General features: G+C 35.5%; 19 protein-coding genes. 9 read left to right on the forward strand and 10 right to left on the reverse strand.

The window, feature by feature from the left end:
• The first annotated feature begins 13 nt into the window (after positions 1-13).
• From BFG57_RS01345 to BFG57_RS01365, 5 genes are all read left to right on the forward strand, one after another.
• Entirely contained in the window at positions 14-982 is a 969-nt protein-coding gene (locus tag BFG57_RS01345) for a DUF294 nucleotidyltransferase-like domain-containing protein (protein WP_069715662.1), read from the forward strand.
• 173 nt (positions 983-1,155) lie between these two features.
• A complete protein-coding gene (locus tag BFG57_RS01350) occupies positions 1,156-1,899 on the forward strand; it encodes an exonuclease domain-containing protein (RefSeq protein WP_069715663.1) in 744 nt (247 codons plus the stop codon).
• Positions 1,900-1,977: 78 nt separating this feature from the next.
• Positions 1,978-2,892 (forward strand): RluA family pseudouridine synthase, encoded by a 915-nt coding sequence (locus tag BFG57_RS01355; protein WP_069715664.1) that lies wholly within the window; start codon positions 1,978-1,980, stop codon positions 2,890-2,892.
• Between the two features lie 123 nt (positions 2,893-3,015).
• Positions 3,016-4,215 carry a class I SAM-dependent rRNA methyltransferase gene (locus tag BFG57_RS01360; RefSeq protein ID WP_069715665.1) on the forward strand — a complete coding sequence of 400 codons (1,200 nt, stop codon included), beginning with the start codon at positions 3,016-3,018 and terminating at the stop codon, positions 4,213-4,215.
• 66 nt (positions 4,216-4,281) lie between these two features.
• Entirely contained in the window at positions 4,282-4,803 is a 522-nt protein-coding gene (locus BFG57_RS01365; RefSeq protein WP_245676683.1) for a GrpB family protein, read from the forward strand.
• Positions 4,804-4,841: 38 nt separating this feature from the next.
• On the opposite strand, the gene BFG57_RS01370 is transcribed toward BFG57_RS01365, so the two are convergent.
• The 3 genes from BFG57_RS01370 to BFG57_RS01380 all read right to left on the reverse strand — a co-directional run bounded on the left by BFG57_RS01370 (position 4,842) and on the right by BFG57_RS01380 (position 8,155).
• Positions 4,842-5,078: a hypothetical protein gene (locus BFG57_RS01370; protein WP_069715666.1), complete on the reverse strand. Its 237-nt coding sequence runs from the start codon at positions 5,076-5,078 to the stop codon at positions 4,842-4,844.
• Between the two features lie 10 nt (positions 5,079-5,088).
• On the reverse strand, positions 5,089-6,645 hold the full coding sequence (locus BFG57_RS01375; protein WP_069715667.1) for an ABC-F family ATP-binding cassette domain-containing protein: 1,557 nt from the start codon (positions 6,643-6,645) through the stop codon (positions 5,089-5,091).
• Between the two features lie 103 nt (positions 6,646-6,748).
• The gene (locus BFG57_RS01380) at positions 6,749-8,155 is read right to left on the reverse strand and encodes a sigma-54 interaction domain-containing protein (protein WP_069715668.1); all 1,407 of its coding nucleotides are present in this window, start codon (positions 8,153-8,155) and stop codon (positions 6,749-6,751) included.
• Between the two features lie 360 nt (positions 8,156-8,515).
• On the opposite strand from BFG57_RS01380, the gene BFG57_RS01385 reads away from it, so the two are divergent.
• The 4 genes from BFG57_RS01385 to BFG57_RS01400 all read left to right on the forward strand — a co-directional run bounded on the left by BFG57_RS01385 (position 8,516) and on the right by BFG57_RS01400 (position 11,774).
• Positions 8,516-9,271 (forward strand): hypothetical protein, encoded by a 756-nt coding sequence (locus BFG57_RS01385; RefSeq protein WP_069715669.1) that lies wholly within the window; start codon positions 8,516-8,518, stop codon positions 9,269-9,271.
• A gap of 117 nt (positions 9,272-9,388) precedes the next feature.
• Positions 9,389-10,531, forward strand: a complete 1,143-nt coding sequence (locus BFG57_RS01390; protein ID WP_069715670.1) for a phosphatidylglycerol lysyltransferase domain-containing protein — start codon at positions 9,389-9,391, stop codon at positions 10,529-10,531.
• 106 nt (positions 10,532-10,637) lie between these two features.
• Entirely contained in the window at positions 10,638-11,447 is an 810-nt protein-coding gene (proC, locus tag BFG57_RS01395) for a pyrroline-5-carboxylate reductase (protein ID WP_069715671.1), read from the forward strand.
• Between the two features lie 123 nt (positions 11,448-11,570).
• Positions 11,571-11,774 (forward strand): DUF6501 family protein, encoded by a 204-nt coding sequence (locus BFG57_RS01400; protein ID WP_069715672.1) that lies wholly within the window; start codon positions 11,571-11,573, stop codon positions 11,772-11,774.
• Between the two features lie 11 nt (positions 11,775-11,785).
• Here BFG57_RS01400 and BFG57_RS01405 read toward each other — a convergent pair whose 3' ends face one another.
• The 7 genes from BFG57_RS01405 to BFG57_RS01435 all read right to left on the reverse strand — a co-directional run bounded on the left by BFG57_RS01405 (position 11,786) and on the right by BFG57_RS01435 (position 19,185).
• Positions 11,786-12,334 carry a hypothetical protein gene (locus BFG57_RS01405; protein ID WP_069715673.1) on the reverse strand — a complete coding sequence of 183 codons (549 nt, stop codon included), beginning with the start codon at positions 12,332-12,334 and terminating at the stop codon, positions 11,786-11,788.
• Between the two features lie 236 nt (positions 12,335-12,570).
• Positions 12,571-13,974, reverse strand: a complete 1,404-nt coding sequence (locus BFG57_RS01410; RefSeq protein WP_069715674.1) for a sensor histidine kinase — start codon at positions 13,972-13,974, stop codon at positions 12,571-12,573.
• Positions 13,971-14,660, reverse strand: coding sequence for a response regulator transcription factor (locus BFG57_RS01415; protein ID WP_069715675.1), 690 nt, complete (start codon positions 14,658-14,660; stop codon positions 13,971-13,973). Before BFG57_RS01415 ends, BFG57_RS01410 begins: the two co-directional genes overlap by 4 nt.
• A gap of 41 nt (positions 14,661-14,701) precedes the next feature.
• The gene (locus BFG57_RS01420) at positions 14,702-15,940 is read right to left on the reverse strand and encodes a hypothetical protein (RefSeq protein ID WP_069715676.1); all 1,239 of its coding nucleotides are present in this window, start codon (positions 15,938-15,940) and stop codon (positions 14,702-14,704) included.
• Between the two features lie 314 nt (positions 15,941-16,254).
• On the reverse strand, positions 16,255-16,476 hold the full coding sequence (locus tag BFG57_RS01425) for a hypothetical protein (protein ID WP_069715677.1): 222 nt from the start codon (positions 16,474-16,476) through the stop codon (positions 16,255-16,257).
• Positions 16,477-16,512: 36 nt separating this feature from the next.
• Positions 16,513-16,698: a DUF6199 family natural product biosynthesis protein gene (locus BFG57_RS01430; protein ID WP_069715678.1), complete on the reverse strand. Its 186-nt coding sequence runs from the start codon at positions 16,696-16,698 to the stop codon at positions 16,513-16,515.
• Between the two features lie 204 nt (positions 16,699-16,902).
• Complete coding sequence (locus BFG57_RS01435; protein WP_069715679.1) at positions 16,903-19,185, reverse strand: YcdB/YcdC domain-containing protein; 2,283 nt, start codon at positions 19,183-19,185, stop codon at positions 16,903-16,905.
• Between the last annotated feature and the right edge of the window lie 99 nt (positions 19,186-19,284).

Raw genomic sequence — 19,284 nt, forward strand, 5'->3', positions numbered from 1 at the left:
AGGAAGTGTATGAATGAGTGTGGAAATGATTGATATTAGCACTTTGAAAGAGTGGAGAGACGAACGAATTAGTAAGCATTTATCGAGTCATGAGGCGTTGAATTATTTTCATGATATGGTGATGCGTAAAGCATTTTCGAGTGCGTTAAATGATGTACAGTCAAGGTTTGGTTCTCCGCCATCTTCGTATACTTGGTTTTTAATGGGTAGTTGTGGCAGGCATGAACAAGCAATTATTAGCGATCAAGACCATGGAATCATTTTTGCAGAGGACACAAATCAATCTGCCGATTATTTTCAGAGACTAGGAGAACTCTTAACGGAAAATTTAAATGAACTAGGTTATCCATATTGTGATGGGCAGGTTATGAGCTCTAATCCAAAGTGGTGTAAATCAGTTGATCAATGGAAGAAGCAATTGGATGAGTGGGCATTAGAGGAAAGCTGGGATAGCATTCGTTATTTACTCATATTCTTTGATGCGAGAGCTATAGCAGGAGATAGAAGTTTGGTTAAGGAACTGAAACGTCATTTCTTTGAATTGATTGACGAACACCCTACCTTATTGAAGAGATTTTCTGATAATACGAAGCGGTTAATAAAAGGAATAGGTCTATTTGGCAATATTTTAACGAAGGAAGATGATCCTTATCGCGGTTATCTTAACATTAAGGAAACTGGCTTTCTACCGTATGTTAATAATGTACGTTTACTCTCGATTAAAGAGGAAATTTACGAAACATCTACGGTATCACGTATTGGCCAATTGAAAAGAAATACCCAATACATGAATCTCAAACAGTATGAGAAGAATTTCAAGAAGTTATTATATTATCGTTTATTATTTGCAAGCAATCACCACGATTATGAAGATGTTCATTATTTGGATTTGAAGTTATTGAATCGCCAACAATTACATGAGCTCAAACAGATTTTAAAGGACGTTGAGAAGTTTCACAATACGGTTCATCGTCTCTTCTAACTCGTAAACGAAAAACTTCATTTCCTTCTTTTTCTAGCTTATAGAGCGTGTTCAAAAAGGAGGACAAAAAGGACGGAGAAGAACAGGGCGGAAAAGCAAGCTAACGCAGTTATTCGACAGTCATTTTTCCTAGACTGTTTGAACATCCTCTTATAGTAGGAAAGGTGTATAACATGGGATTTGAGCAAATGATTCAATTTATGCGACAAGTGCAGGGGAAGGTTAATACAGGATTGATGACATCATTGCAAACACAAAGTAACCCTCAGCATGTAGCTTTTGTAAAGCAATTGCAGAAGGAATTAAGTGTGAAGGATAGCTTAACAAAACCGTTAAATGAATTGAAAGTTGTTGTCTTTGATTTTGAAACAACTGGTTTTCATCCAGAGCAGGGGGATGAAATTCTTTCAATTGGAGCCGTCAAAGTGAAAGAAGGTAAGGTATTATTGGACGAATCTTTTTATTCACTTGTACGTTATGATCAGAAGTTAACTGACGAAATAAAAATGTTAACAGGTTTACAAGAGGAAGAGCTTCAACAAGCACCAATGCTGTCTAATGTATTGGTGCAATTTTTTAAATACATGCAGTCTGATATTCTTGTTGCCCACCATGCAACGCACGAACGAAAATTCATTCAACACGCATCATGGAGAGAATTTCGTTCTAGATTTCAACATCGAATTGTTGATACGTCCTTTCTTATCCGTTTGGCAGAACCTCATTTGAATCTTATTCAATTAGAAGAATGTTGTGAGCATTGTGGGATTGAAGTGAAAGATAGACACCATGCATTAAGTGATGCAAAAATGACAGCAAAGTTATGGAACATTTATGTCGAAAAGGTTCAGAAGTTAGGTTTGCGAACGTTAGAAGAAGTGTATAGTCATTTACCACTAATCGATCGTCCACAATAACGTTTTTCGTTACTATAAAACATGATATGATGGGTTTAAATGTGTGTACAATCAAAAAGGTTAGTGTAGGTGACGATCGTGCAAATAGAACGTAAAGGTGAGTGGATGGAACTCACACTGCCTGATCAATGGGCTGGTTTTTCAATAGAAACGATTTTAAGAGATGTATGGAAAGTGCCGAAAAAGATGGTACATCAATTTCGGATGAATAAATTAGTGACAATTAATGGTGAAACTGTGTCTTGGCTGAAAGAGCTTCAAGCAGGGGAGAAACTTCAAGTTCGCTTTTTTACAAAAGATGCGTACGGAGTTATCCCAAATTATTTTGATTTGGACGTGTTATATGAAGATGATCATCTGTTGATAGTGAATAAACCTGCAGGAATGGATACTCATCCGAATGAACCAAATCAAGAAGGAACACTTGCAAATGCAGTCGCATATCACTACTTAAGCAATGGAATTGAGACGAAGGTACGTCACATACATCGATTAGATAAAGAGACAACTGGTGCAGTTATTTTTGCAAAGCACGCGGTTGCAGGAGCGATTTTAGACAGATTGTTAGAGCAGCGAGCAATTAAGAGAACATATATGGCTCTTTTACACGGTAAGTTAAAAAAGCAAGCAGGTATAATTGATGAGCCGATTGGTCGAGACCGCCACCATGCGACTAGACGAAGAGTATCTCCGAAAGGACAGGCAGCAGTCACTCATTATGAAGTGATCAATTATGAGAAGCAGGATGATACAACTCTCGTGAAAGTACAGTTGCAGACAGGGCGAACACATCAGATTCGCGTTCATATGAGTTACATCGGACATCCACTAGTAGGAGATACGTTATATGGAGGGAGTAGTAGCTTGCCACGTCAAGCACTGCATGCAACGAAAATTGTGTTACCTCATCCGATAACAGCACAACAGATTGAATGCTTTGCACCACCTTTAGATGAGCCGCCAATTTTTGAATATGATATGATGAACATATAAGGAAGGAAGCTACGCTGTGTAGCTTCTTATTTTTCTGTTTAAAATGTATATATAGGCTGAAGAATTAACCTCATATTTTATGAGTAGATTTTTGAAGAAATATGAAATGATAGGATGAATGAGATGAAACGCGAAGTACAGATCGTTATATATTCCAAAGATAGCAGCAAATTAAGAAGTGGTTATCCGCTAATCTCAAAGGAATCAATCAAAAATGTGAAAGATCTCAGAGATGAGGGGGAGATTATTAAGTTAGTTGATGAGAAGAAGCGATTTATTGCAAAAGGGTATTATGGCAAACAAAATAAAGGTTATGGTTGGGTGCTAACACAACGAGAAGATGAACAAATTAATCAATCCTTCTTTGAGCATAAGTTAAGCGTTGCAATCAAAAAGCGTTTATCTTTTTATGATGATCCTGAAACAACCGCCTTTCGAGTATTTAATGGCGAAGGTGATGGTATCGGTGGTTTAACAGTTGATTATTTTGACGGTTACTATGTAATTAATTGGTATAGTGAAGGAATCTATTCGTTTAGCAGTGAGATCATTCGAGCTTTAGAAAAGTTAACAGATTTTAAAGGGATTTATCAGAAGAAGCGTTTTGCAACGAAAGGAAAATACATTGAAGAAGATGATTTTGTTACGGGTGAACGAGGTGAGTTCCCACTTATCGTGAAAGAAAACGGTGTGAATTTCGCTGTTTATTTAAATGAAGGTGCAATGGTTGGGGTCTTTCTCGATCAACGTGAAGTACGCAAAAAAATACGAGATAAGTATGCACAAGGGAGAAACGTTCTGAATACATTCTCTTATACTGGGGCATTTTCAGTGTTTGCAGCGTTAGGTGGAGCAGAAAAAACAACGAGCGTTGATTTAGCAAATCGTAGTCTTAATAAGACAATTGAGCAGTTCAGTGTGAACGGAATCGATCATGAAGCACAAGATATTATTGTCATGGACGTGTTCAATTACTTTAAATACGCGATAAAGAAAAATTTGAAGTTTGATATGGTGATTTTAGACCCACCGAGTTTTGCTCGTTCAAAAAAACATACGTTCAGTGCTTCTAAGGATTATACGAATCTTTTAAAAGAAACGATTGAGATTACAGAGGATGACGGCATTATTGTCGCTTCTACAAACTGTAGCCAATTCGGAATGGCTAAGTTTAAAGGGTTCATTGATCGAGCATTTAAAGACATGAATGGGCAGTATCAATTGCTTGAAGAATATGCATTACCAAATGATTTCCAGACGGTTAAGGAGTATAAGGAAGGGAATTATTTGAAAGTCGTGTTCATTAAGAAAATATCAGGATAAAACATGTTAAGTCACGTTAAGGAGAGCATTTCTTTAACGTGGCTTATTAAAAAGGAGATGATGATGATGGAGAAACGAAAAGTAGAAGTTATCGCTTATGATCCAATGTGGCATTCTTTATTTAATGATGAAAGTAAGAGGTTGAGAGTTATTTTTATAGACAATCTAGTAAATATTCATCATATCGGAAGTACATCAATTCCAAATATGAGTGCAAAACCTGTTATCGATCTATTAATTGAAGTGAAAAATATTTCAGAAGTAGATGAATTGAATGATGAGATGACCGAGCTAGGTTACATCCCTAAAGGAGAAAACGGAATAGCTGAACGCCGTTTCTTTCTAAAAGGTGTTATCGAGCGTTCTCATCATGTGCACGTCTTTCCTCATCAACATCAAGAAGTAAAGCGTCATTTGGATTTCCGAGATTATATGATTGCACATCCAGAGGAAGCGAAGGATTATGCGAATCTTAAAGAAAAATTAGCAAAAAAGTATCCAGAAGATATTCAAAGTTACATAGAAGGTAAGGATGCATTTATTAAGGAAATTGACAAGCGGGCGAGTGAATGGCGTTCACCTCAATAAAAAGACATCTACTCATTACGAGCAGATGTCTTTTTCATTTACTTCTTATGGTTATGTTGAAATTGCTCGAATGCTTCATCATAAGCTCGGCGTCGCTCAATGACTTCCTCTTCGCTCAATTGGTCAAAGTTTGTAAGAAATTGTTCTTTGCCTAACGTATAGATGCTTTTCATATCATCCAGTCCAGATATGTTGAACACTTCTGCATTGTGAAGTAACATTTCAAAACCTCTAATATAACTTAAGACTAGTGTGTTGAATTCTTTTTTGTCCATACTGAACCTCCTAGACGAGTTTTGTCGTCCATGATTCACAATTCCAAACGTCAGTCACGACATCTTGGTAAAATTCTGGTTCATGGCAAATGAGTAGAATACTACCCTTATATTCTTTTAAGGCACGTTTTAATTCGTCTTTCGCATCGACATCAAGGTGGTTTGTTGGCTCATCAAGTACGAGCAAATTGGTTTCTTTATTAATGAGCTTACATATACGAACCTTTGCTTTTTCTCCTCCACTAAGAACGGTCACTTTACTTTCGATGTGCTTTGTCGTTAGTCCGCACTTTGCAAGGGAAGCTCGCACTTCATATTGATTGAAATGAGGGTATTCTTGCCATAGCTCCTCAATACATGTGTTATTACTTTCGTTTTTGACTTCTTGTTCGAAATAACCGATGTGCAAATAGTCACCGCGTTCAACTGAGCCAGAAATCGGCTTGTTCTCGCCTAATATACTTTTCAATAACGTCGTTTTCCCGATTCCATTTGCACCGACAAGTGCGATTTTTTGTCCACGTTCCATTCGTAAGTTCAAAGGTTTGGAAAGTGGCTCATCGTAACCAATTTCGAGGTCTTTTGATTCGAAAATCAGTTTGCCTGAAGCTCTAGAATCTTTGAAATGAAACTCAGGTTTTGTTTTCTCACCTGCAAGCTCGATCATTTCCATCTTATCTAATTTCTTCTGACGTGACATCGCCATATTACGAGTTGCTACGCGTGCTTTGTTTCGTGCAACGAAATCTTTCAGCTCAGAGACCTCTTGTTGTTGCTTTTTGTAGGCTGCTTCTAGCTGTTGTTTTTTCATTTCGTGAACACGTTTGAAGTCATCATAGTCACCAGAGTAACGATTTAACTCTTGATTTTCCATATGGTAGATTAAGTTGATAACACTATTAAGAAACGGAATATCATGTGAAATTAAGATAAATGCATTTTCGTATTCTTGAAGATATCGTTTCAACCACTCAATATGTTGCTCATCCAAATAGTTTGTTGGCTCATCTAATAGAAGAATATCAGGCTTCTCTAGTAATAACTTAGCAAGCAATACTTTCGTACGTTGCCCACCACTTAAATCTTCAACATCTTTCTCAAGCCCGATGTCTTCAAGCCCAAGCCCACGAGCAATTTCTTCTACCTTTGCATCAATTACGTAAAAGTCATTGTTCGTCAATGTATCTTGAATTGTACCGACTTCTTCAAGCATAGCCTCCAACTCTTCAGGAGTAGCTTCACCCATTTTTTCATAAATGGCATTCATTTCTGCTTCCATATCAATTAAATATTTGAAAGCTCCTTTTAATGCATCACGAATGGTCATGCCACGCTCTAATACTGTATGTTGATCAAGATAACCGACACGAACATTTTTTGACCATTCAATTTTTCCTTCATCAGGCTCTAGTTTACGTGTAATGATGTTCATGAACGTTGATTTTCCTTCGCCATTCGCACCAATAAGCCCAATATGTTCCCCTTTTAATAAACGAAATGAAACGTCATTAAAGATGGCACGATCGCCAAAACCATGACTTAAATTTTTTACTGTTAGAATACTCATCTTATACACCTTTTCTTCTTTTGCTAGTTTCTTATTTGATTATATCGGAGTTGAAAACTCATTCAAAGTGTAACTTTCAAAATAGAAAATGTTACTTGCTCTGCTAAATGGAACGTCTTATTGAATGTTTTTTCAAATGATACTGTAAGCTTTGTCGGCTTAGTCCGAGTTCTGTAGCTGTATGTGAAATGTTGTTTTGATGCTTTGCTAGTACCTTTTCAATATAAGCCTTTTCAATATTTGCTAAATATTGTTTTAATGGTAGATGCTTATCAACAGGTGGTATATTGATTTTTTCTTTATTGATCGGTTGAGAGGTGTCCTCCATAAACTGTGTTCGTTTTCTAAAATGGAGCGGCAAATGCGAATCGTCGATTGTTTGCTCATGTGTGATGAAGTTCATCGCTCCTTCAACAATATGTTCTAGTTCTCGTACATTACCAGGCCAATTGTATTGTGTGAATAACTGATACACTTCTTCGGATAAAGACTGAACATTCATTTGAAAAAGGGTGTTATATTTCGTAATGAAATGTTGGACAAGAAGTGGAATATCCTCCTTTCGTTCACGAAGAGGAGAAATAAACAATGAGACAACACTAAGACGGTAATATAGGTCTTTGCGTAACTTATTATTTTTAATCGCATCAATCGGATCTTCATTGATTGTTGCAATTATCCGTACATCTGTTGCGATATCCTTCGTTCCACCAATTCGTCTGATTGATTTTTCTTGAATTGCTCTTAATAGCTTAGCTTGTAGGTTTGGACTTAATGAATTAATTTCATCAAGTAATAATGTACCACCTTCAGCTTGTTCAAATAAACCTGGGCGCTCTAATGCACCAGTAAATGCCCCCTTTTTCGTTCCGAATAATAAACTTTCAATTAAGTTATCTGGAAGTGCTGCACAGTTTTGACTAATAAACGGTTTTGAGGAACGAATGCTACCGTTATGTATACTTTGGGCAAAGATTTCTTTGCCTGTACCAGTTTCTCCAATAATGAGCACAGATGAGGTTGTCCTTGTTGATCGCTTTGCATGTTCGATAACTTCTTTCATTTCAATACTTTGCCCAATAATATGATCAAATGTATACTTTGTATTTTCTTTTTTTTCCATATTATCTCGGATGAGTCGTTCGATTTTTGTAACGTCCTTAGCTATTTCGACAGCCCCAAGAATCTCTCCGTTATGTTTAAGAGGAAAGGTATTATTGATCGTCGTAATTTCATTGCCTTTATTGTTAAAGTAAGATTGTTTCATATTGCGAGATTCCAGTCCATTACGTAAAGCACATACGAGCGTACTGTCTTCATCTTCACTAAACTGAAATACTTCAAGTAAATTTTTATTCAACACATCCTGTCGGTCCATTGATTCAATATCTGCCATCTTTTGATTATAAATAAACGTTTTTCCTGATGAATCGATTGCATGTACACCTGCATCAATTTCATCTAAGAGAAGGTTATATAGCATTTCTAATGTTGTTTTTTCGTGTGCCATTTTGTAGACCTCCTTTTAGGTAGGGTTTAAACCATTGACTGCTTCATCATAAGAAAATATTGCTTGAATGTAAATGTCAATCACATATTTGGACACTAGAGAAAACGTATCATACTTGAAAGATATCCGTTATTTCGTTAGAATGTAAACTTATATACTATTATTTGTATTGTTTTATAAGAGCGTGAACAAAAAGGACGGAGAAGGTATTAGCATCTCTGTATATGTTTGTAGGGTATATGAGGAGCGGAAAAGCAAGCAAACGCAGTTATTCGACAGTCATTTTTCCAGGGCTTTTTGAACATCCTTTATAATGAGAAAATAAGAATTAAGGAGCGATTTGCAATCGATACAACCGAGATGTTCACATCTATTCAGGGTCAGCATGTCTACTTCTCATATCCAGCAGGAACATATCAATTTCGTGGTGGAGTGATCTTATTAGGTGGAACAGGTGGCTATGTGAATGGAAAAACAACGGACATTCATGATAAGCCTGAACGTATGGAGTTTGTAAGAGAACTAAATGAACAAGGATATGTTGTTGGTTATTCAAATGCATATAATCGAAATTGGGGTAGTAAGAAAGCGATGAAGGCTATTTCAAATTTATATGAAATGATGGAGCGCAGGTTTCACATTTTAAATCCTGTTCATCTTATCGGTATAAGCATGGGCAGTATTCTTGGTTTACAGTTAACGATGAAAAAACGTATTCCTGTCGAGACATTAACATTGATTAAGCCAGTTATGGATTTACCAACACACCGAAATTATATATTAAAGCTTGAAAAGAAAGATCGAATCGGAAAAGAACTTTCAAAAGCTTATGATCTACCAGTTTCAAAGGTTAACGATTTTTTGGAATCGTATGAGTTAGATCATGAGAGCTTCTCAAATATTCCGTGTCAAATTTATTGTGGAGAAGATGATGAAATCGCACCATTGAAAAATAATATTGAACCATTTTCAAAGATAAGTAGTGATTCCAATCTACCAACTCGTTTTACAATTGTTGAAGAAGCGAAACACACTGATGATGAACGCTTTTTCCAACATAGTGAACAGATGATTCGGTTTCTCACTTCTTATGAAAATATTACAACAGCTTTCTAGAAGGGGATACCCTTCTATTTTTTTATTGTTAAAAATGGAAAAAAATATAAATAACCTCATTTCCTTTACAATTATGGTATATTTAATTGTTAGACAGGGAGTTTTGAGGAGGAGAGTATGGTTGGTTTTATGTTAGTGATCTATTCCCCTTTGTTTTACGTTTTATTGGCGTTTGTAATGATGCTAGGGTGTATGGGGTTTGTGATGATGAGAAAAGGACATAATCAAGTAGAAGAAGAGATAAATTGTGATGAATTAATGCTATTTTTGAAGCAATACGGCAATCAAACGAATACACATTTATTCTTTTTACAGGATAAGAAGATTTATTGGACAGAAGAGCGAGACGCTTGTGTCGTTTATCGACGGATTTGGAATAAGTTAGTTGTACTAGGGGATCCAATTGGGAAAGAGGAAGCGTTGCCAAAAATAGTGTATGAGTTTCAAGTATTTGCTGAACGTGAAAAGTGTGTCCCCATTTTTTATCAAGTGAACAGAGAATATATGGATATGTATCATCAAGTTGGTTTTCGATTTGTGAAGTTGGGAGAAGAAGGATATGTGAATTTATCAGATTTCTCACTGACTGGAAAAAAAGGAGCTAAGTTAAGGACTAGTAAGAATAAATTAGAGCGTCTTGGTTATCAATTTCAAGTGCTTGAGCCTCCTTATACGAATGCTTTTTTATTAGAAATGAAGGAAGTATCTGACTCATGGTTGAATAACCGGAAGGAAAAAGGTTTTTCAGTAGGTTCGTTTGACAATACGTATGTTTCTTTATTTCCAGTCGCTATTATTCAGAATTCTCAAGGTAAGCTGATTGCATTTGCTACGCTAGCTGGACAACAAAATGCAGACAATGTTATCGGTATTGACTTAATGAGGTCAGTAGAAGCAAGTCCAAATGGTACGATGGACGTTTTATTTGCATCCATATTTCAGTGGTCAAAGGAAAATGGTTATTCGTCGTGCAGTTTAGGTTTTTCGCCACTAGCTGGTGTTGGAGAATACAAGTATGCTAGAAAATATGAAAGGTTAGCGAGATATATCTATTTACACGGGCATTTTCTCTATAAATTCAGAGGCTTACGAGAGTATAAAGGAAAGTTCGCTCATGATTGGGAACCGAAATATTTAGCTTATAAGCGTTCATCTTTTTTTATTACAATGATGCAGATTATATTGCTTATCCATTCTAAATCTAAACATCTGAATAAAAGAATTCCATTGTATACACAATTGAAGAGAAGAATTGGTTAAATGATAGCTCATTCCTCACAAATGATTAGTGAGGGATGAGTTTCTTTGTGTCATAATTGAAAATCAACTATAATTAATGAAGAATTCAAAAATAGGTGGGATTACATTGTCTAAGAGAATCGGATTCATAGGCTGTGGAAATATGGCTCAAGCAATCATTGAAGGAATGTTAAAGTCGGAATTTGCCGATCCTTCTGATGTGAGAGCAACAGCAGTATCAGATGCAACGATAAGTACGGTGTCAGAAAAATATCAAATTGAGGTAACAAATGACAATCAGAAGGTAGCGGCTTGGGCAGATATTGTTGTACTAGCTGTAAAGCCTGATCAATATACAAGCGTTATTCATGAAATTAGAGATGCTGTTAAAGAAGACATCATTATCATAACGATTGCAGCAGGTACGAGTTTGAAATATATAGAAGAACAATTTGGAAGACAGTTGAAAGTTGTTCGAACAATGCCAAATACACCTTCTCTCGTTGGAGAAGGAATGAGTGCATTATGTACAAATGATGCGATCACAGCTGAAGAAGAAGCTTATGTTGTTCGCATGTTCGAAAGCTTTGGAAAAGCAGAACTCATACCTGAAGCATTAATGGATGCTGTACCTGCCGTTAGTGGCTCATCACCAGCCTATGTCTATATGTTTATCGAAACATTAGCAGACGGAGCTGTTAAACAGGGTTTTGCGAGACCACAAGCGTATCGAATGGCTGCTCAAGCAGTTCTTGGTGCAGCGAAAATGGTATTGGAAACTGGTAAGCATCCAGGTGAATTAAAAGATCAAGTATGTTCTCCAGGTGGAGCAACGATTGAAGCTGTTACAACATTAGAAAAAAATCAATTTCGAGGTTCAATTATAGAAGCGATGGATAGTTGTATGAGGAAATCCTCTTCAATGTTAAGTGAGTAATTCCTGCTAGTACGATTTAGGAGAGAGCATAAGGTGTGTTGCTTATATAAAGCTTTGTTAGCATATGATATACTTAGCACTATTGAGAAGTATGAATAAGGATTTAAGAAAGGAGCATGTGAAGTGATTCATGAAGGTTGGAAAGATAGTAAAACAATTAGTAAAGTGAAATGTGTACATACTAATGCAAAAAAATATACAGTTGAAAACGTACTAACTGTAGGGAAAGTATATGAAGTGAAAAATGAAACAGAAGAGTTTCTGTTTATCGTTGATAATACTGGACGCGTTGGTGGATTTAATAAAGAATATTTTGAAACAGTATAAAAAGCTTGGCATTAGCCAAGCTTTTTATTATTCTCATATTTCTCTTCAATTTCAGATAGGTATTCAAATAAGTCATGGAATGTTTGAAAACCTTGATCTCTCGTTTCTTCATAAGAAAATCGTTCATTATAATCGTTAATTTTGCGAATATACGGGTCGATAGAATGTTCAAGTTTTTCTTTAATTATTCGATACTTTTCTTTTTTTTCTACACTATTAGAACGTTGGATAATTTGACGTAGTTGATTCAAATCACGTAAATAATGTTGCTTCTCAACATGTAGTTCATTAAGAACTTTTTGCCTTACTGTATTATGATTAGGGTGGAGAAAATTAATGATGTCTTGTTCAGTACCATTGCTAATGTATGTACTAACTAAGTGAATTGCCATTTCTAACATCTCTTTTTGCTCATCTATATTACCTATACCTTCATGTTTTTCTACAAATGAATTGAGAGAAATATAGTGTGTAAGCAAGGTTGTCGATTGTTCTTTCATTTCTTTCTTCGTAAAGGTTGGGGCATGTGCTTTCTTATGTTTTTTGAAAAATGAAAACATCTCTGAAAGCCTCCTTTTCATATAGAGAGTGTTATGAATAATATCGGAAATTAATTCGTTTTTTATTGAATCGTAAGGATGATCTTTAATCCGATAACTGGCCTATCTAGTATAAAAAAATGACAAGAATAATGATATAGTACTACGTTTATAGTGAAAAATGGAATATTATTAATCGAATTAAATAAAACACTCATTAGAAGGATATTTCTATACCTTAATAATGAGTGTTTCTTTTACTTGGTCATTAACGTTGGGTCATGAGGTAACTTAATCGTAACGGTCGTACCTGACTGAGAACTACTTTTTATGTTCAATTCACCTTTATGTAAATCGATGATTTTTTTACATATGGCTAATCCGAGTCCAGTACCGTCTTTTTGATGATCAACTTGGTAAAACATTTTCGTAACATTACTGATTGCTTCTTCTGAAATGCCTATCCCCTTATCACTTATCGTAATGATTGAATTGTTATGATTATCAACATTCATAGAAATATCAATTTGAGTGTGTGGCGGTGAATATTTAATCGCATTATCGATGATGTTAATGAAAACTTGCTTCAAGCGGTTTTCATCTGCGTTAATGATGTGTTCTTGTTCTTTTGTGAAAATAATAGAAATATAATGCTGCGATGCTTTAAGTTTCATTTGTGTGACAACATCATTCACTAGCTCTGAGATCGACACAGCATTCAATGTAAGCTTAAGTTGATTTGATTCAAAACGTGAAAAATCTAGTAATTCTTCAACGAGTGTAATGAGTCTATCAGTTTCCTTTGAGATAATCGTTAGCCCCTGTTTCGTTTCGTTAATTTCTCTCATATCTCCAGTCAGAATCGTTTCACTCCAGCCTTTTATACTCGTTAATGGTGTGCGTAATTCGTGTGATATAGACGAAATGAATTCGTTTTTCATCTTATCTGTTTGTTGGATTTCACGAGCCATGTGATTTAGAGTTTTCGCAAGTGTACCAATCTCATCAATGTAAGTTTCATTCAATTCAATATCGAAGCGCCCTCTTGCCATTTTCTCAGATGTTCGTGTAATTTCTTGAAGTGGTTTCGCAATCGAACGGGCTAGTCTTAAGCTAATGATGAAGACGACTAACATAACTGCCAGTCCGATAGAAATAGAAAATAACGCAGTACTTTGAATTTTGTCTTCGACTCGTTCGAGTGACGTGACGAAGCGAATTACACCGACAACTTGGCTTTCTTTTGAGGGCAATGGGGCTGATACAGCTAAAATTGACTCTTCGTTAAGTATTCCTTTATGAATACTTATTTCTCCTGAAATCGCTTCCTTAATGTCTGGTGTTGTTATAATTTCTTCATTCGTAATCCCTGTTGAGGTGGAAAGAACCTCTCCGTTTAAGCTAATGATTTGCATTTCTGTATTAGGATATTTCAAACTCTCTCTTATCCATGGTATTTGTGATTTGAAATCATGCCTTGTAAGAGTCATGTACTCTTCAGTGAACGAGGTTGAAACGTTCGCATGATTAACAAGTGTTTCAGTCACACCTTCGTTATAATATTTAGATATTGATGAAATGAAGATAACTTCAATAATTACAATTGTTAAAAGAATGACAAACATATAATGAAGAATAATGCGTCTATTAATACCAGTCATTGCTTGTTCTCACTCCAACAATACCCTAATCCCCATACCGTTTCTAGGAAGGCCGGTTTTGAGGGATCATCTTCAATTTTCTTTCGAAGACGTCGTACATTGACATCAACAATTTTAGGATCACCAACATATTCTACTCCCCAAACTTCATCAAGTAATTCATTTCTACTAATAGGTTCTTCACTTCTTGAGAGAAACAGCTGTAAGAGAGCAAACTCAGTTGGTGTAAGATCAATAAGTTCTCCATGTTTTTTCGCTTGTTTCGTTTTAGGATTTAACTGGAATATAGATGATCGCATTGCTTGTTTTGGTGATGAACCTTTAATTCGTCGCATTAAGCTAAAAATTCGTGCATTTAATTCAGCAGGACTGAAAGGTTTGTTCATATAATCATCTGCACCAGACATTAAACCGTGAACACGATCGACTTCTTGTGTACGAGCTGTAAGCATAATAATTCCAACTTGCTCAGTTTTACTACGAATTTGCTTGCATACTTCAAAACCGTCAATCCCTGGCAGCATAACATCTAATAATGCGATGTCAATCTCAGGGTGTTCATTAAATTGCTGTAGTGCTTCCTCTCCTGTTTCGGCTTCGATAACTGTATAACCATTTCGTTTAAGGTTAAGAACAATAAAGCTTCTTATACCGGGTTCGTCTTCTAATACAAGTATCGATGTCAAATTTCTCACTCCTTCGTAAACTTGAGCTTCGTCATGAATAATTAATAAGGATCTTCTAAAATAAAGTTGTCTTGTAAATCCTCGTCCTCAACATGAGTTATATATATGTCAGTTTTCGTCTCTGCGAGTACATACACATTCTTTTTTGGTTTCCATGTATCAATCGGAATAACTTGAATGTCAAATAACAATTCATCAGTCGAATAATCACGAAACTTAAAGTGAGTTTCTTCTATTTCGATTGTTACGTTATCCCAAGAGTTTGGAAACATATAACTAAAATGTGCCGCATAATTCGAATAGCCCTTCTGTTGGAAAATAAAATCTTGCTTACCATCCCATTGATAGTAACTATCAAAATAAGGTGTAGCTACATATGAGGCGTCCTCATAGCCTTTCGGAGCTTCCATCATGACAACTTCAAGGATGCCATCATTATTAATATCTTTACTCTCCGTAATACTTGGATTATATATAAGGAAGTCTTCTTGTTCGCCAAATGGATTGATGATATTATCTCCTTCTAAAACATAAATTTCAGTTACTCCAGAATGAGCACCAACAAAACCATCAAGTATAATGCCATTAATGTTAGGTGTGAGCGATCCGACAGCCATCGATCCGTAAGAAATCCAAGAAGCTGGAAGCTCACCTTTAGCACGTTCTATCAATTGTGATTCTTCATTTTCAAAAAGGGTCAGTGTTCCGCCTACTTCTCGTTCAAACTGTAATACCGTTAAATCATTTATCCCGTTTTGATTCAAATCTTGGACTTCATACATTGCATATGATGTATGAAGTAAAGCATTGGCATCATCATTTTCAATTTGATAAATAGTGAGACCATTTTGACCAGCGTTTATGGTAGAACCAACGATTACTTCATCTACCCCATCACCTGTTAAATCAACGAACTGTAGAGCAGCAACTTCATATCCTTCAATTTTAAATTGAGCGATTTTCTCCCAAGTGTTATCTGATTGTTGAAGTACCATTCCATACCTATTCATTCGATAATCTTCTTCTATTTCATATAAAATGATTGCCTCTTCTTCATCAGAACCGTTTACATTAGCAAAGGATATCGTTTGACTACTACCTTGTACAGTTGGACTAATTGGAATTGCTCCTTTCGGTAGGAGTTGATCGACTGCTGATATTAATTCGGTTTGAGAATGTGTAAGTTTTGGGGGCTGAATCATTGATGATGGTGATTCAAATATATTACAGCCTGTTAAAGCTACTAGTAATAATGTGATAAACATGAATCGTCCAAACATAGTCTCGCATCCTTTACAAAATATATTCTTCTATCGATCATAGCCAATTTTGTGAGTTAATAAGTAACAAATTAGTTACAGTTTGTCACATGTCCAATGATGTTAAGCTTCCGAGTTGAAATTTTCGAAAGTCTATACAGTTTTAATAGAAAAGGGGCATGATCATCTTTGACAGATAGAAGTTTATTTTAATTAAATAAAAGATCCTTTAAGCAATCAGCTTAAAGGATCTTTTATTAGTACCGTTAGTCAACCTGTCTTGATATGGAATAATGAGTTTAAAATTATGATAAATAGTGAATTAGACCAGTTGTTTAATCGTCTAATTCATTATCATCTTTAATTTGTTTCAAGAGTTCTAATGCTTGATTAATCTTTTTAATGTCTGACTTGTTTGAGCTGGGAGAAAGTAAGGAAGCTAATGTTTCTTCAGGATGTACAGTTTTACTTTTAATTGGTTTATCTGGCAGATGCCAGAGCATCGTTCCATTTGCTTTATCTAAGTATTTTAACTGCAAACGTTGGTTCTTTCTCATCTTTATTTTCTTCCCCTCTCTATAGCACAGTTTATATTATTGTAGTAAATAAATTCCAAAAACAATCATTGCAATGCCCACGTAGCGTCGTGTTTTAAGAGATGTTTCATTTGGCGGTAATTTTTTGAATAGAAACCCACCTTCAATATACGCTGACATTTTAGGTGAAATAGCGTTCATAATACCAGAGATGATAAAGATAATTCCGATAATAGATTCCATGTATCAACCGTCCATTAACATTTTTTTGTATGTATAAATTATATTATACAAGTCTTTTACTAAGAAATAAAAGAGGAAAAACAAAACACCTCCTATTAAGGAGGTGTTAATGGTATTTTTTCATGTAGTTCCGTCACTACAAAATGAAGGTTTTATATAGAAGTAATCATCAGTTAAGTAACAATGAACTATTGGTGTTTTATTTTATCGAACCTTCAAACCTTGTTTCGTTAAATATTCGAAATATGCTTTTGCTGCTTGAGCACGTGAAACATTCGCTTGTGGAGAAAATTTATTGTCAGTTCCAGTCATAATGCCAAGGTGTTGTACGAGAGCAACTGCTCCTTTTTCGCTGATGTTCTCATTATCTTCAAAGTTAAGATTAAATAAATCTTCGTATTCAGTGAGCTTATTATAGCCGAGTGCTCTCGTAATGAGTAAGGCAAGCTCTTCACGTGTTACAGGTTCATCAGGTTTAAAATCTTTAATGTCTGTATCAATTAAACCTTCACGAACAGCTTCTTCAATATATACATGATACGGTGAAGCAGATGAAACATCGTTAAAAGTCGATTCTGATTCAGCTACAGCCAACCTCATTGCCTTCTCTTGATAGTAGACATAAGGTCGTTGTGTGAGCATAAACATTTTTATCATTTCTCCACGTGTAATTAACTTGTCAGGGTGTATCTTTCCCATTTTATCTGGCTGTAAAGCACGATATTCGACCATCAATCTTAACTCTTTATCTGCCCAATGCCCTTCAAGATCAGTCACATTTAAATCCAAGTCAATTTCATATGGAAGACCCGTTTTGTTTGAAATCCACTCATTTTTTGTTGCATCTAAATAGACAGGTTCGTCAGTTTGCTTGCGTTTTAGTGTATACATTAGCTGGACTTTCGGTTTCTCATCTGTAGGGTGTATCAATTCAAAGGCAAGTTCAACGTAATGGAGGTCAAAGTATCGTTGAATCGCCTCGTCTACAGGTATGACATTATCATTTGAAGGAAAATCACGCTCTCCCCAATTGTGATCAAAATCTATCACTTCACCATTTTGTGATGAAATCGTTACAGTCGTTCGTTGTGATGGTACAGGGATGCCGTTGTGAAGCCTTTCGAACGTAAAGTAATATTGAGCTGGTTGATTTTTTATATATTCCCAAGTACGTGTATTAACTAACGATAGTTGGTTTGCCTTATGAGGTAAAATTTCTTTGACTGTATCGATAGCGATCTTTTTTGCTTTTTCTTCAGAGTATTTTACAGTATTACTTTCTTTAGCATAATGATTTTGTTGATTATATGTTATTAGCTCTCCTGTTTGTGCATGAACAGAAGCATTCACCCACTGTGAAGGTTCTTTCGTCCACCTTAAGTTCCAAACGGCTCCTTGTACACGATAATCATTTTCTTCGTATTCTACATTTGCTAATTCTGCATCTTTAGGAATAGAAAAGTACGATTTGACTATTTTTTCTGCTTCTTCAGCAGTTAACTCTTTTGAATGTGAAGGAGCGGAATCAAGCGGTTTTTTCGAAATAGGTTCTTTCCTTATATTTAATGAATCCTTTATCGGATTTCCTTGTGAATCTAACCATTCACCTGTCTTTGCATTTATTGAGTTTATGTTTGATACCTGTTCATAAATAAGTTGCATTTGTGTATCTTCATTGAAATACTCAGGCACGATTAAATCTTTGTTTTTACTTCCAAAGCTTTGAACTTCTTTATATTGAAGCTCTAACGGAAACGAATCTTTCATTTTATTCAATACTTCTTGTGCTTTTAAAATATTTTCATCACTAGGAAACGTATAATCTTTGATCCAAGAGTATTCAAAGTTTCGAACATTCCCATTACCGTTTACGGATATTTCCACATGGTTTTGTTTGAATGGAATGCCGTTAACATCTTGGTTAAATGAGAATCGATAATTTATATCATCATCAAGCGGTGGTTTTACGTTGTTGTCGTTTGAATCATCATACAGAAAGTCATCAACCTTATCAGGAAGTATGTCTTCTAAATAGTTAATTGCGATTTCCTTCGCTTCTTCACGTTCGACTTTTGGTGGGAATGATTTTTCTTCATTGTTATCTGACTGATTAAAATAAATAGATGCGATTTCTCCAGTTTCTGCATTTAATGAGATGCCAATCGAACCATATTCCTCATTTTCTTGAAGTTCCCAACGAATTATCCATGCTGGATAGCTGCTTTGATAGTATTTGGAATTTAGTTCAACTTGTGTTTGTTTGTAGTTATCTGGGATTGGGAAAGCATCCTTGGCTAGTTTGATTGCTTGCTCCTTTGAAATATCGGGCTGTTTAATTAATGAATTTTGTGTAATTTTTGTATTCTCAACAATATCAACTGGGAGTGTTTCTGGAGCAGATGAACTCTTTCCGAAAGCGACAGTCGGTGTAAGTATCGTTGGGAGAATGAGTGCACTACTCATCAAAAGTGTAATAGCTTTCTTCACGTAAAATTCCTCCTTTAAATTCATTCATAAATATTCTTTCCTTTACAAAATGAGACGCTAATTCTAATAAAAGGTTACAATATAATTAGAAATAGGTAT

The sequence above is a fragment of the Bacillus solimangrovi genome (assembly GCF_001742425.1).
Taxonomy (GTDB): Bacteria; Bacillota; Bacilli; order Bacillales; family Bacillaceae_N; genus Bacillus_AV; species Bacillus_AV solimangrovi.